The sequence below is a fragment of the Aquitalea aquatilis genome (assembly GCF_005155025.1).
Taxonomy (GTDB): Bacteria; Pseudomonadota; Gammaproteobacteria; order Burkholderiales; family Chromobacteriaceae; genus Aquitalea; species Aquitalea aquatilis.
This window is the reverse complement of the sequence record NZ_CP039731.1, coordinates 371,270-385,996: the sequence shown is the minus strand read 5'-3', so window position 1 is coordinate 385,996 and position 14,727 is coordinate 371,270. Positions and strand designations below refer to the sequence as shown.

Below are 14,727 nucleotides of genomic sequence, written 5' to 3'. Positions count from 1 at the left end.
GACAACAGGCAGAGCCCGTCGGCACGGTGCCAAGCGCCGGGGCCGCGAGTCCGCAGCACCAGAGGAGCAAGCCGCCATGGCTGAGATCAGTACACAAGACATGTTGCCGATTGGCGACTGGGTCAACCAGATCATTCATTTCATGCTGGATCACAACGCCGGTGCCTTCGACGCCATCGGCAACACCATCGACTGGTTTGCCACCATGGTGGAATTCCTGTTGCTGGGCATTCCGCCGGTGGCGATGGGGGCGATTTTTGCCGGGGTCGGGTTCTGGCGGCTGGGCTGGAAGTTCGCCCTGTTCGTCTGTGCCGCGCTGGGGCTGATCTGGGCCACCGGCTTCTGGGGCCAGACCATCGCCACGCTGGCACTGACGCTGTCCGCCACCTGTGTCAGCCTGATGCTGGGGGTGCCGGTGGGCATCTGGTGTGCACGCAACAAGCTGGTGGGCATGCTGGTGCGCCCGGTGCTGGACTTCATGCAGACCATGCCGGCCTTTGTTTACCTGATTCCGGCCGCCATGTTCTTTGGCCTGGGACGCGTGCCCGGCATTCTGGCCACGGTGGTGTTTGCCGTGCCGCCCGCCGTGCGCCTGACCAGCCTGGGTATCCGGATGGTGAACAAGGAGCAGGTGGAAGCCGGCCATGCCTTTGGCTGTACTTCCTGGCAGCTGTTGTTCAAGGTGCAACTGCCCATTGCCCTGCCTTCCATCATGGCTGGGGTCAACCAGACCATCATGATGGCGCTGTCGATGGTGATCATTGCCTCCATGGTGGGGGCGGGTGGCCTGGGTAACGATGTGCTGGCCAGTATTCAGCGGCTGGACGTGGGCCTGGGTTTTGAAAGCGGGCTGGCGGTGGTGCTGCTGGCCATCATTCTGGACCGCATTACCGAGAGTTTCGGCCACACGCCCACCACGCGCGCTGCCGAGCAGGGCAGCTAGACCCTGTGGCAGCAAACAGGCCGGCGGGCAGACCCTGTCCGGCCTGGGAATGACAACACAAAAACCATTCATCACACATCACATGCCGAGGTCACCATGGGTCCGCAACAAATCGCATCGTTGTCGCATATTGGTTTCCTCTTGCTTGACAGGTTTTCCATGATCGCCTTCTCCAATGCTGTGGAGCCGCTGCGCATGGCCAATTATCTGTCACGCAAGAAGTTGTATCGCTGGAGCCTGCTATCGGCCGATGGTCAGCCGGTAGCCGCCAGCAATGGTCTGGAACTCTCCCCCATCACCGCCCCCGAAGCCCCGCAGCAGTACGACATGCTGATTGTCTGTGGCGGCTGGCAGGTGCGCGAAGCGGTGGACGACAAGGTTGTTTCCGTCATCCGCCGTTTCGCGGCACAGGGTGTGCCGCTGGGGGCCATCTGTACCGGCACCTTCGCCCTGGCCAAGGCCGGGGTGCTCAATGGCTACCGCTGTGCCATCCACTGGGAAAACCTGCTGTCCATCAGCGAGGAATTCCCCAAGACCAAGTTCACTTCCGATCTGTTCGTGCTGGACCGCGACCGCTTTACCTGTAGTGGCGGCACTGCGCCGCTGGATTTCATGTGTCACCTGATCCGCCACAAGGGCGGCAAGAGCCTGGCGGCGGATGTGTCCGAGCAGTTCATCGTCGACCGGCTGCGCGACAATGGCGACCGCCAGCATATTCCGCTGCTGGCGCGCATCGGCACCGGCCATGAAACGCTGGTGGATGCCGCGCTGTCGATGGAAAGCAATATCGAAAACCCGCGCTCGCTGGAAAACCTGGCCGATGAACTGGGCGTGTCCTTGCGCCACCTGGAGCGGCTATTCAAGCGTTATCTCAATACCACGCCAGCCCAGTATTACCTGGATTTGCGCCTGCGCCGGGCGCGAGAACTGTTGCTGCAAACCAATATGAGCGTGATGGAAGTTACCGTGGCCTGTGGCTTTTTGTCCTCCTCGCACTTTTCCAAATCCTATCGCGGTCTGTTCGGCTACCCGCCCAGCCGTGAGCGCCAGCAGTATCTGGTGGACTCCGCGGTCATTGCCTGAGCCGCCGGGCGGCAAAACCGGCAGCTTGTGGTCGCAGCCAGCTCTGTTACTCCTTGCAGGGCTGGCTTTTTTTCTACGGCGTATTCATGCAAGTGGCGGTCGTGCTGGCGCAAGTCCCGCTGCGCCTGCGTGGCACTCTTGGCAGGTGTCGGTTCCATGCCCAAGCTGCGTGGCCGCATGTCCATGCTGTACGCCGAGGCAATCCTGTCGCTGGGTTTATCAAAATACTTATACGGGAGTGGTGTAATGAATATTCGTAACATGATGCTGGGCACGGCCCTGCTGGCCATCGCGGGCAGCGCACTGGCCAATGATCCGGCGCAATGCCGCAATGTCCGCTTTGCCGACGTGGGCTGGACCGACATCGCCGCCACCACCGGCATGGCCAGCGTGGTACTGGAAGGGCTGGGCTACAAGCCCACCACCACCATTGCCTCGGTGCCGATTACCTTTTCCGGTATCAAGAGCAAGCAGATCGACGTGTTCCTGGGCTACTGGAACCCGTCGATGACCCCGGTGATCGAGCCCTTCGTCAAGGCCGGCCAGATCAAGGTGCTGGATACCCCCAATCTGGTGGGGGCCAAATACACCCTGGCGGTGCCGGACTATGTGGCTGCTGGCGGTCTGAAGGATTTCAAGGACATTGCCAAGTTCAAGGACAAGCTGGGTGGCAAGATCTACGGCATCGAGCCGGGTAACGATGGCAACTTGCTGATCGACGGCATGATCAAGAAAAACCAGTTCAGCCTGGCTGGCTTCAAAATGGTGGAGTCCAGCGAAGCCGGCATGCTGGCCGAGGTGGAGCGTTCCATCCGCCAGAAAAAGTGGGTGGTGTTCCTGGGCTGGGAGCCGCACCCGATGAACGTGAAGTACAAGATGGCCTACCTGACCGGTGGCGACGAGGTGTTCGGCCCCAATCTGGGCGAGGCCAAGGTATTCACTGCCATCAGCCCGGATTACGAAACCCGCTGTCCGAATGTGGGCAAGCTGCTGCATAACCTGCATTTCACCACCACCATCGAAAACCGTGTGATGGGCCCGATCATGGACAAGGTCAAGCCGGAAGTTGCGGCGCGTGACTACCTGAAAAAGAACCCGGACATCCTGAAAACCTGGCTGGCTGGTGTCACCACGCTGGATGGCAAGCCTGGCCTGGCTGCGGTGAACAAGGCACTGGGCCACTGATTTTCATCAGTCCATCCGCCAGTGCAAGGCCCCGACTGAGGTCGGGGCTTTTAAATTGTTGGCACAACATCGCGCTTGCCAGAAGGAAAGTGCAAACCATCATCCGCGTGAGCGGATTCGCAATATAAATCAAAACCAATCGGCCAGAAAAGAAAAGCGCCCAGGATGGGGCGCTGTGAAGGGGTTCAGCTAGGTAAGGTCTGAACAAGTCCCTGCCTTACCGTTAAAATTCATCATCCCACCGCACCGAGGAATGGCGATGAGCAAGCAGCTGAGCTTCACTGATCTCGAACAGTCCACCAAAAAAAAGCAGACCCGCCGGGAAATCTTCCTGACCGAAATGGACAAGGTCATGCCCTGGAACAAGCTCGAAGCTGCTCTCGAACCCTACTATCCCAAGCCAGGCAATGGCCGTCGTCTCTCGCCAGGGATGGAGGTTTCAGTGGAAGTGAAAACCGGTAAGCGGCGTGTGGCGGAGTATTTCCTGAGTTCACTGATGGAATATGGACAGGAGAGTTTAAGGAAGCGATAGTAAAATCATAATGTATCCATGTCATTAGCGTCCTTCTGATTAGTTAATCACTGCCCAGTAAAAATCAGGCCGCATGCGCTACGCACAACAAACCATAAGTTAATTTCTAAGGATAGATTTATTTTCGAAACCGCATTAGTAGTATAAAAAATACTGATTGAAATTTTCCTGCACACTCTGCAAGTTATCATAGTTAAGAGGTGTCATGAATTTTGGTTGGTTGTTTCCCTAATCAACCCAAAACAATATTATCAATAAATGGCAGAGGTAGCTGAATGGCTTCATTGATCTACAATGTATCAAGAGTACTCATGGTGCTCTTCCTTGTTGTGGCACACTATTATCATGCAAAATATAGATATGGGTTGAAGAAAGAAGGGAGGTCAATATTTGATTTTGGCTATACTGATAATTTAATAAATGCAAATCCAGAATTGAAAAAAATTAAAAATATTAGAGATAATTTAATATGGCTTTGTGTTGCTTTTTTGATTATATCAATAGTGTCATATTTCTGTGGGGAATAACAGATGGTACTTACTGTTATAGGGATCGGCTCAAATGCCGGTGGGTTGGAACCGATTTGGTAACCCTGAGGGATCGCGGTCTACCGAACCTTTTCCTACCTTGGTAGTACTCGAAGTATCTTACGCTACCCCAAATTTTCCATCGTACCGGTGCCACCCTTTTCCCCGTCAAGCATGCCGACGGGTGGCTGGGGCGAGGTGTTAAGCGCCTGCTTTGTTTGAGCGATTTGACGTTAGCAAATCGCGAGTTCAGGCGCGCCTCGCACCGGACGGGTCCTGGCGGGCAGCCGCAGGCCATGCTTGCTGGGTGGCTTTTAGGGATGAAAGGGATCTTTGGCCAAGCAAAGATCCCTTTCCCGTCTGCCGCGCGGAAGCGGCATGTCAATCATCATCCGCGTGAGCGGATGCCAGATGTTTAAATGGTTTGGTCGTTACTGCGAGATAAACGTATTGCGATGGCCGAGGTGAGGTATGAAGCACCTGCCTGTCTGAGCAATTTGACCTTAGCAAGTCCCGCGTTCAGGCGTGTCCCGACATCAGTCGGGGTCTTGTGCATTGCGGCATTCGGCTGCTGCCGGTTCTGTGCATAAAACCCCATGATTACACAGGTTTTTTGCCGTACTGGCGGCGGAAGCAATCAGACGTTATCCATTGCAAAGCTGTCGTATTTGTTCAAGTCCTGCCGCGTGTGCGCCTTTACCGTAGGGTGGGTGCTGGCCGCTGTTGCCAATACCTCCCCCGGAGCGGGGTGCGCTCCGATGTGGTAGCAGTGAGGAGACAACAATGACGGGAAACCGCGGAGTCGTTTATGTAGGGCCTGGCCAGGTGGAAGTGCAGCACATCCCCTTTCCGGAACTGGTATCACCCCTGGGGCGCAAGCTGGGCCACGGGGTGATTCTGAAAGTGCTGAGCACCAATATCTGCGGTTCGGACCAGCATATGGTGCGCGGCCGTACCACCGCACCATCCGGCCTGGTGCTGGGCCATGAAATCACCGGCGAGGTGATCGAGCTGGGCAGCGATGTGGAAACCCTGCACAAGGGCGACATCGTATCGGTGCCGTTCAACGTGGCGTGCGGTCGCTGCCGCTGCTGCAAGGAGCAGAATACCGGCGTGTGCCTGTCGGTAAACCCGTCCCGCGCCGGTGGTGCCTATGGCTATGTTGACATGGGCGGCTGGGTGGGCGGTCAGGCCGAGTACGTGATGGTGCCGTATGCCGACTTCAATCTGCTGAAATTCCCCGACCGCGATCAGGCCATGGCCAAGATCCGCGATCTCACCTGCTTGTCCGACATCCTGCCCACCGGTTATCACGGTGCGGTGTCGGCGGGTGTCGGCCCCGGTAGCACGGTGTATGTGGCCGGAGCCGGCCCGGTTGGGCTGGCGGCGGCGGCTTCCGCCCGTTTGCTGGGTGCGGCGGTGGTGATTGTGGGGGATGTGAACCCGGCGCGGCTGGTGCATGCGCGGGCGGTGGGCTTTGAAACGGCCGACCTGTCGCAGGACGCCACGCTGGCCGAGCAGATTGCCGCCATTCTCGGGGTACCGGAAGTGGATTGCGCCATCGATGCTGTCGGTTTCGAAGCGCGTGGCCATGGCCATGCCGGTTCGCAGCACGAGGCCCCGGCCACCGTGCTCAATTCGCTGATGGAAGTCACCCGCGAAGCCGGCCGCATCGGTATTCCGGGCCTCTATGTCACCGATGATCCGGGTGCGAAAGACGAAGCAGCCCGCCGTGGCAGCCTGTCGGTGCGGCTGGGTCTGGGTTGGGCCAAGTCGCATACCTTCTTTACCGGCCAGACCCCGGTGATGAAGTACAACCGCGCGCTGATGCAGGCCATTCTGTGGGATCGCATCAATATCGCCGAAGTGGTGGGTGTGGAGCTGATCACGCTGGATCAGGCCCCGCAGGGCTACGCGGCTTTTGATGGCGGTGCACCGAAGAAATTCGTCATCGATCCGCATCTGCAATTGCTCAGCGCCGCCTGAGCCTGGCCTCACCATTAAGGAGTAGCTGCCCGGCTGGCGTTTAACGCCAATTGGGCATTGCAGTGTGCTGCCGGACGGCGCAATCTTGCCGTCTGGCAGTCAAACAGCATGTTCGCAAGCAAGGCTCACGCGCAGGACCCTACAGCATGACCACCCAAGAACAAGAGATTCTCAGCCAGCTGCTGCAGCAATACCGGGATTTGCCCGGTGCCCTGCTGCCGCTGCTGCACGCCATACAGGATGCCATCGGCCATGTGCCGGACGACGCCGTGCCGGCCATCGCCCGCACGCTGAACCAGAGTCAGGCCGAGGTGCGAGGCGTCATCAGCTTCTATCACGATTTCCGCACCACCCCGCCGGCGGCACACAGCCTGCGCCTGTGCCGTGCCGAGGCCTGCCAGAGCATGGGCTCCGAGGCACTGGCGGCCCAGCTGCGCGCACAACTGGGCGTGGACGACCACGGCCACACGGCGGACGGCCAGCTTGAGTTGCGCCCGGTCTACTGCCTGGGCGCCTGTGCCTGTGCGCCAGCCTTGCAGCTGGATGGCCAGCTGCATGCGCGCGTCACCCCGGAAAAACTCAGCGCGCTGCTGGCATCCTGTAGCAAGGAGGGGCAATGCTGACCCTGTATATCCCGATGGATTCGGTGGCCTGCGCCGTGGGCGCAGATGCCGTCGCCGCCGAGTTCGCCGCTGAAGCGGCGCGGCGCAAGCTCGACATCAACATCATCCGCACCAGCTCGCGCGGTCTGTTCTGGCTGGAGCCTCTGCTGGAAGTAGACACCCCGCAAGGCCGCGCCGGCTATCGCGAAGTCAGCCCGGAGCAGGTGGCCAGCCTGCTGGATGCGGACTTGGCGGCCAATGGCGAACATCTGCTGTCGGTGGGGCTGGTGGAAGAACTGCCCTATCTGAAAAGCCAGCAGCGCCTGCTGTTTGCCCGTGCTGGCATCACCAGCCCGTTGTCGCTGGAGCACTACCTGGCCCATGGCGGCTATCAGGGGCTGCAACACGCTGCGCGGCTGAGCCATGACGAAATCGTGGCCGAGGTGCTGGAATCCGGCCTGCGCGGGCGGGGCGGGGCGGCTTTCCCGGCCGGCATCAAGTGGCGCACCGTGCGTCAGGCGCAGGCCGAACAAAAATACGTGGTGTGCAATGCCGACGAGGGTGATTCCGGCAGCTTTGCCGACCGCATGCTGATGGAGGGCGACCCCTTCCTGCTGATCGAAGGCATGACCATTGCCGGGCTGGCGGTGGGGGCTAGCCGTGGCTATATCTATGTGCGCTCCGAATACGCGCCGGCCATTGCCGTGCTGCGTCAGGCCATAGACATTGCCCGTGCCCATGGCTATCTGGGCGAGGATGTCGCCCACGGCGGCCATGAATTTGATATCGAAGTGCGCGAAGGTGCCGGGGCCTATATCTGCGGCGAGGAAACCTCGCTGCTGGAGTCGGTGGAGGGCTGCCGTGGCACGGTGCGCGCCAAGCCGCCACTACCTGCCTTGCACGGCTTGTTCGGTCAGCCAACGCTGGTGCACAACGTGCTGTCGCTGGCCTCGGTGCCGCTGATCCTGTCACGCGGTGCCGCCTGGTATCGCAATTTCGGTATGGGCCGCTCGCTGGGCACCATGGCTTTCCAGCTGGCAGGCAATGTACGGCGTGGCGGGCTGGTGGAGCGCGCATTTGGTTTGACCTTGCGCGAGCTGGTGTTTGATTACGGCGGCGGTACCGCCAGCGGCAAGCCGGTAAAAGCCGTGCAGTTGGGCGGCCCCTTGGGCGCGTGGATTCCGCCGTCGCAGTTTGATACCCCGCTGGATTACGAAGCACTGGCCGCCATCGGTGCCATGTTGGGTCATGGTGGCGCGGTGCTGTGTGATGACAGCCTGCACCTTGGACAGATGGCACGTTTTGCCATGCAGTTCTGCGCCGAGGAGTCCTGCGGCAAATGCACGCCCTGCCGTATCGGCTCCACCCGTGGGGTGGAAGTCATCGAGCGCCTGCTGGCCGCGCCAGATGCGGCCGAGCGCCAGCGTCAGCGCGCACTGCTGGATGATCTGTGCGACACCATGCAATACGGCTCCTTGTGCGCGCTGGGTGGCATGACCCCCTTCCCGGTACAGAGTGCCATGCGTCATTTCCCGGCCGACTTTGGGCTGGAATCTCAGGAGAAAGCACGATGAGCTGCCAATGCGGAGCAGGTGCATCCTGCAACAAGGACATGGGTACGCCGGCCCGCCCCGGCGAGGCCAGCATTACCCTCACCATCGACGGCCAGAACATCAGCGTGCCAGTCGGCAGCTCGGTGATGCACGCGGCAGCGCTGCTGGATACCGCCATTCCCAAGCTGTGCGCCACCGACAGCCTGGAGCCATTTGGCTCCTGCCGCATGTGCATGGTGGAAATCGATGGCCATCGTGGCTATCCCGCCTCCTGTACCACCCCGGTCACGCCGGGCATGGTGGTGCGCACCCAGAGTGAAAAGCTGGCCAAGCTGCGCCGGGGGGTGATGGAGCTGTATATCTCGGATCATCCGCTGGATTGCCTGACCTGCAGTGCCAATGGCAATTGCGAACTGCAAACCGTGGCCGGGCAGGTGGGCCTGCGTGAAGTGCGCTACGGCATGGACGGGGCCAACCATCTGCAGGAGCAGAAAGACGTTTCCAACCCTTATTTTGATTACGACCCGTCCAAGTGCATCGTGTGCAACCGCTGCGTGCGCGCCTGTGAAGAAACCCAGGGCACTTTTGCGCTGACCATTGCCGGACGCGGTTTTGAATCCCGCGTCAGCCCCGCGGGCGGCGCGGACTTTCTCGGCTCGGAGTGTGTCTCCTGCGGCGCCTGTGTACAAGCCTGCCCCACCGCCACGCTGATGGAAAAGAGCGTCATCCAGTGGGGCCAGCCGGAACGCAGCGTCATCACCACCTGCGCCTATTGCGGCGTGGGCTGCTCCTTCCGCGCCGAACTCAAGGGCAACCAGCTGCTGCGCATGGTGCCGGACAAGAACGGCCAGGCCAATCATGGCCATTCCTGCGTCAAGGGCCGCTTTGCCTGGGGCTATGCCACCCACCCGGACCGCATCACCAAGCCGATGATACGCCGCAGCATCGACGAGCCGTGGCAGGAAGTCAGCTGGGAAGTGGCGCTCAATCATGCCGCCAGCGAATTCCGCCGCATCCAGCAAAAATATGGCCGCGATGCAGTGGGTGGCATCACCTCCAGCCGCTGCACCAATGAAGAAACCTATCTGGTACAAAAGCTGGTGCGCGCCGCCTTTGGCAATAACAATGTCGATACCTGCGCCCGCGTCTGCCATTCGCCCACCGGCTATGGCCTGAAGCAGACGCTGGGTGAATCGGCCGGTACCCAGAGCTTCGACTCGGTGATGCAGGCCGATGTGGTGCTGGTGATCGGGGCCAACCCCAGCGACGCTCACCCGGTGTTTGCTTCTCAGCTCAAGCGCCGCCTGCGTCAGGGCGCGCAGCTGATTGTCATCGACCCGCGCCGCATCGACCTGGTGGACGCCATCCATGCCCGCGCCGCCCATCATCTGGCGCTGCGCCCCGGCACCAATGTGGCCATGCTCAATGCGCTGGCCCATGTCATCATCACCGAAGGGCTGCTGGACGAAGACTTTGTCGCCGCCCGTTGCGATAGCGAAGCCTTTGGCCACTGGCGGCACTTTGTCGCCCAGCCGGAACACGCACCGGAAGCCATGGCCGAAGTATGCGGCGTGGCGGCGGACGACATCCGCGCCGCCGCCCGGCTGTATGCCAGCGCCGGCAATGCCGCCATCTATTACGGCCTGGGGGTGACCGAACACAGCCAGGGCAGCACCGCGGTGATGGCGATTGCCAACCTGGCCATGGCTACCGGCAATATCGGCCGCGAAGGCGTGGGGGTGAATCCGCTGCGCGGCCAGAACAATGTGCAGGGCTCCTGCGATATGGGCAGCTTCCCGCACGAATTCCCCGGCTACCGCCATGTGTCGGACGACGTGGTGCGCGCCCAGTTTGAACAGGCCTGGGGCGTGTCGCTGCACAACGAGCCCGGCCTGCGCATTCCCAATATGTTTGAGGCCGCGCTGGATGGTAGCTTCAAGGCGCTGTACTGCCAGGGCGAGGACATCGCGCAGAGCGACCCCAACACCCAGCATGTCACCGCCGCCTTGTCGGCCATGGAGTGCGTGGTGGTACAGGATATTTTCCTCAACGAAACCGCCAAGTTCGCCCATGTGTTTCTGCCGGGCAGCTCCTTCCTGGAAAAGGACGGCACCTTCACCAATGCCGAACGCCGCATCTCGCGCGTGCGCAAGGTGATGGACCCGCTGGGCGGCAAGGCCGACTGGGAAGTCACCGTGGCGCTGGCCCAGGCACTGGGTTATGCCATGGACTACACTCATCCGTCGCAAATCATGGACGAAATCGCCCGCCTGACGCCCACCTTCAGTGGTGTCAGCTATACCGCGCTGGAGCGCCACGGTAGCCTGCAATGGCCGTGCAATGCGGCTGCGCCGGACGGCACGGTCACCATGCATATCGGTGAATTCGTGCGTGGCAAGGGCCGCTTCATGATTACCCGCTATGTCCCCACCGAAGAGCGCGTCAACGGCCGCTTCCCGCTGCTGCTCACCACCGGGCGCATTCTCAGCCAGTACAATGTCGGCGCGCAGACCCGCCGCACCGACAACGTGGCCTGGCACGAGGAAGACCGGCTGGAGATTCACCCGGCTGATGCGGAAAATCGTGGCATTGTCGATGGCGACTGGGTGGGCGTGGCCAGCCGTGCCGGCCAGACCGTGCTGCGCGCCAAGGTAAGCGAACGGGTGGCCGCCGGGGTGGTGTACACCACCTTCCATTTCCCGGAATCCGGGGCCAATGTCATCACCACCGATAATTCCGACTGGGCGACCAATTGTCCGGAGTACAAGGTGACGGCAGTGGAAATCATCAAGGTCAACCAGCCGTCGGAATGGCAGCAGCGCTACCGCCATTTCAGCCGTCAACAACAGGAACTGCTGCGGCAGGGGCGTGGGGAGAGCGTGCAATGAAACCGTCACATCTGGTGAAGATGGCCAATCAGATCAGCGATTTTTTCAGCGCCGATTGCAGTGAGGAAGAAGCCGCAGCGGAAATCGCCAGCCATCTGCAGCGCTTCTGGGCGCCAGCCATGCGCCAGCGCCTGGCGCAGGCCGTGGAGCAGGGGGAAGCCGGAGAGCTGCGTCCGGCGGCCTGCCTGGCGGTACAGAAATTATCCTTTCCAGTGGATGAGTAGCAATGGACAAATGGGCAGATGACACATCTCAGGGGGCATGACGGCAGAGGCTGTCATGAACATCCCCAAGACATTGAATATCATCACCTGATGCAACACTGTTTTTCACTGGTAGGACATGGTGAAGGTGGCAATGGCCCTGATTGTTCCAACATTAATGTCTGATGTCCGAATGTAATTGGCAGTCATCGGAATAATCTGATTACCTGACATATTATTCCCTATCAGGAATTGATTTGTATTTCCTGCCATGCTGCTGTCGGGTCCGAGTGAAATCGGTAGGCCATTTTTCCTGATTTGAATACCTAGGCCTTGGGCGCTAGAGTCATTTGTCGCAGAAATAATATCCGATGTTGAAGTAGGTGCACTGTTGTCCGTTATTGTCATATATGTATTGACGGGGCTGGGGCAGTTGATCGATATATTGAATGGTGTAGTGCCATTTGTTGTGCCAACACTGGGAAATTGGGATGGCAGCATATTGGGTAGTTGAACATTAATATTGCTGGTGTTCAGAGTGCAGCTGGCGGTTTGTATCTTGATTGTTGTCGGTGATGTATATAACCTTTGGACGTGTGTGTATGCACCGCTTGCTGAGTTGTAATTATACATCCAGTCCTGTCCATGGATCAGATATCTCTGGGGGATATAAATTTCACCACTGTTTGTAGTTAAGTTGTATCGGATAAGTCTGGCGCGATATATGGTATTAAAATTACCGTTATTTGTTATGGGTAAATTGACTCGGGTATTTCCATTTCGTAATGGTGCCGGGCTGTTTCCTGATTCTATATTTTGTACTGACATGATTATCCCAATTCCGCTGACAAAGGGGTAGATGTCATATGACATGCCGTTGTCGTTGTGGCTTGGATTGGGACCGCCGCTTCCAGCAAGAGCTGCCTGATAGGCAATGTTATTTCCTGATATGGCTTTGCAACCAGTATATGATAGTGCGCTCACACTGAACCAGTCTGTAACCGGTGTGATCGTGGGGGTATTGGCAGGTAGCGTTGCAATATTGATCGTGGCCGGTAGATTCAATATTATGTCGGGCGTGCCGCCACCGGTACAATTAGGGTAGCTCGAATTGTCAGCATGCGCAGTGCTGATGCCGAGAGTGGTGATGAATAAAATGGCGAATGTTATATTGTAGATTATTCGTATATTAAGAGTTCGTCTAAGATATTTCATCTTCGCCTTTCTATTTTGTGATTTCATATAATTGCTAAGAATTGTGTAGTCTAGATTAATTTTTTTTCTGATTGAGTATCAGGAAAGTTATGTGTTGGCTAAAGGTAGCAACAGTTATTACTCAAAATAGTGTAGATTTACGATTTTTCATATAGGAATTTCCCTAGAAACTAATTGGAATTTTCACTACCACGTAGGCTATCGCTGTGCTGATGTTAATGCTGAAAGCGTGGCCTGGCACGAGGAAGACCGGCTGGAGATTCACCCGGCAGATGCGGAAAATCGTGGCATTGTCGATGGCGACTGGGTGGGCGTGGCCAGCCGAGCCGGCCAGACAGTGCTGCGCGCCAAGGTAAGCGAACGGGTGGCCGCCGGGGTGGTGTACACCACCTTCCATTTCCCGGAATCCGGGGCCAATGTCATCACCACCGATAATTCCGACTGGGCTACCAATTGCCCGGAATACCAAGGTCACGGCCGTGGAAATCATCAAGGTCAACCAGCCGTCGGAATGGCAGCAGCGCTACCGCCATTTCAGCCGTCAGCAACAGGAACTGCTGCGGCAGGGGCGTGGGGAGAGTGTGCAATGAACCCGCTACAACTGGTGAAGATGGCCAATCAGATCAGCGATTTTTTCAGCGCAGATTGCAGTGAGGAAGAAGCCGCAGCGGAAATTGCCAGCCATCTGCAGCGCTTCTGGGCGCCAGCCATGCGCCAGCGGCTGGCGCAGGCCGTGGAGCAGGGGGAAGCCGCAGAGCTGCGTCCGGCGGCCTGCCTGGCGGTACAGAAAATGTCCTTTCCCGCAGAGCAGCACTGAGCGCAGGGGATCCGCGGCATCGGGCTGCGCATCCTGTCCTGGCCGCGTCTTATCATCCTCAGGCGCTATTCCGCCCCCGCTCTTTTACGCATAGCTCTTTTACGCATAGCTCCGTCGCTTTATCAAACTTGTCATTCCCCTGTGCTGCAGTATGCTGGGGAGACAGACTGCCCCTTATGCAGACATCAATGAACTTTCATATTGTCTGCGTAAGCTAAGGCAGCACAGGACGGGACACATGCCATTATCCAGACTTTCCAAGCTTCTCTCTTGCCGGCACCCATGGTGTAAGCGGCTGCTGGCGCTAATCTGCCTGCTGGGTGCCGTACCGGCCCAGGCGGCAGATAACGTGATTCGTTATTACCCCAGTGGCAGCATCTATACCTATCGCTGGGCCTTGCTCAAACTGGCGCTGGACCATGTGGAAAAAGTCGATCACCATCACTACGAGTTGGTGCCGCTGAACGACAAGGTAACGCAATGGCGGGCGGAACAGCTGCTGAGCACGGGCAAGGTGGACGTGCTTGCCTTTGCGCCGAATGCGCAGCGGGAACAGCTGCTGCAGCCGGTACGCATGGATATCCTCAAGGGCATCATTGGCTACCGGGTGTTTTTTGTGCGCAAGGACGACCTGCCCATCTTCAAGGGCATGACCCCACAGCAATTCCGTGCCGGTGTCCGCCTGGGCCTCAACAGCCAGTGGGCTGATTACCTCATCATGAAAAACAACGGTTACGAAGTGCAGCCATCCATTGGCTATGAAAGCCTGTTCGAGATGCTGGCAGCCGGGCGTTTCGATGCTTTTCCGCGCGGGCTGAACGAGGTGGGCAGCGAAATGAAGGAACAGCTGCCGCGCTACCCAGGGCTGACGCTGGAGAAAAGCAAGGCGGTCTATTTCCCTTTTCCTGTCTATTTCTGGGTGAGCAAGGAAAACAAGCCATTGGCCAGACGTGTGCTGCAGGGCCTGAAAATGGCCGAGCGCGATGGCAGCTTCAAGGAACTGTTCCTGCGTAGCCATGCCGATGCCCTGCGGCTGCTGGCCGAAAATGGCTGGCAGACTACGCCGATAAACAATACCGAGTTGCCGCCGGGTAATGCCAGGCCGGATACCAGCTGGTGGTGGAAGCGGCGCTGAGTGTTAGCCCCGGCAAGTTGAACCGTATCAGTACAAGAGGCCCATAAGGGCCTCTTTG

Annotated in this window: 13 protein-coding genes; 12 read left to right on the top strand and 1 reads right to left on the bottom strand. The window is 58.6% G+C overall.

What is annotated here, in order from left to right; genetic code table 11:
* Positions 1-76: 76 nt before the first annotated feature.
* From FAZ30_RS01840 to FAZ30_RS01795, 10 genes are all read left to right on the top strand, one after another.
* Positions 77-943 (top strand): ABC transporter permease, encoded by an 867-nt coding sequence (locus FAZ30_RS01840; RefSeq protein ID WP_199730970.1) that lies wholly within the window; start codon positions 77-79, stop codon positions 941-943.
* Between the two features lie 96 nt (positions 944-1,039).
* Positions 1,040-2,026 carry a GlxA family transcriptional regulator gene (locus FAZ30_RS01835; RefSeq protein ID WP_124642474.1) on the top strand — a complete coding sequence of 329 codons (987 nt, stop codon included), beginning with the start codon at positions 1,040-1,042 and terminating at the stop codon, positions 2,024-2,026.
* A gap of 246 nt (positions 2,027-2,272) precedes the next feature.
* Positions 2,273-3,211, top strand: a complete 939-nt coding sequence (locus FAZ30_RS01830; protein WP_137008529.1) for a choline ABC transporter substrate-binding protein — start codon at positions 2,273-2,275, stop codon at positions 3,209-3,211.
* A 259-nt stretch (positions 3,212-3,470) separates the two neighbouring features.
* Positions 3,471-3,743, top strand: a complete 273-nt coding sequence (locus FAZ30_RS20555; RefSeq protein ID WP_124642478.1) for a hypothetical protein — start codon at positions 3,471-3,473, stop codon at positions 3,741-3,743.
* A gap of 275 nt (positions 3,744-4,018) precedes the next feature.
* Positions 4,019-4,270 (top strand): hypothetical protein, encoded by a 252-nt coding sequence (locus FAZ30_RS01820; protein WP_137008527.1) that lies wholly within the window; start codon positions 4,019-4,021, stop codon positions 4,268-4,270.
* A gap of 783 nt (positions 4,271-5,053) precedes the next feature.
* Positions 5,054-6,256 (top strand): formaldehyde dehydrogenase, glutathione-independent, encoded by a 1,203-nt coding sequence (gene fdhA, locus FAZ30_RS01815; protein WP_124642484.1) that lies wholly within the window; start codon positions 5,054-5,056, stop codon positions 6,254-6,256.
* Between the two features lie 146 nt (positions 6,257-6,402).
* Positions 6,403-6,879, top strand: a complete 477-nt coding sequence (locus tag FAZ30_RS01810) for a formate dehydrogenase subunit gamma (protein WP_137008525.1) — start codon at positions 6,403-6,405, stop codon at positions 6,877-6,879.
* On the top strand, positions 6,873-8,432 hold the full coding sequence (locus tag FAZ30_RS01805; RefSeq protein WP_137008523.1) for a formate dehydrogenase beta subunit: 1,560 nt from the start codon (positions 6,873-6,875) through the stop codon (positions 8,430-8,432). Before FAZ30_RS01810 ends, FAZ30_RS01805 begins: the two co-directional genes overlap by 7 nt.
* Complete coding sequence (gene fdhF / locus FAZ30_RS01800) at positions 8,429-11,299, top strand: formate dehydrogenase subunit alpha (RefSeq protein ID WP_137008521.1); 2,871 nt, start codon at positions 8,429-8,431, stop codon at positions 11,297-11,299. Before FAZ30_RS01805 ends, fdhF begins: the two co-directional genes overlap by 4 nt.
* Positions 11,296-11,523, top strand: coding sequence for a formate dehydrogenase subunit delta (locus tag FAZ30_RS01795; protein WP_137008519.1), 228 nt, complete (start codon positions 11,296-11,298; stop codon positions 11,521-11,523). The genes fdhF and FAZ30_RS01795 overlap by 4 nt, the downstream gene beginning before the upstream one ends.
* Positions 11,524-11,628: 105 nt before the next feature.
* On the opposite strand, the gene FAZ30_RS01790 is transcribed toward FAZ30_RS01795, so the two are convergent.
* Entirely contained in the window at positions 11,629-12,744 is a 1,116-nt protein-coding gene (locus tag FAZ30_RS01790; RefSeq protein WP_137008517.1) for a fimbrial protein, read from the bottom strand.
* A 202-nt stretch (positions 12,745-12,946) separates the two neighbouring features.
* On the opposite strand from FAZ30_RS01790, the gene FAZ30_RS20680 reads away from it, so the two are divergent.
* Complete coding sequence (locus FAZ30_RS20680) at positions 12,947-13,534, top strand: formate dehydrogenase subunit delta (protein WP_246043392.1); 588 nt, start codon at positions 12,947-12,949, stop codon at positions 13,532-13,534.
* 238 nt (positions 13,535-13,772) lie between these two features.
* A complete protein-coding gene (locus FAZ30_RS01775) occupies positions 13,773-14,669 on the top strand; it encodes a substrate-binding periplasmic protein (protein WP_137008513.1) in 897 nt (298 codons plus the stop codon).
* The last annotated feature ends 58 nt before the right edge of the window (positions 14,670-14,727 follow it).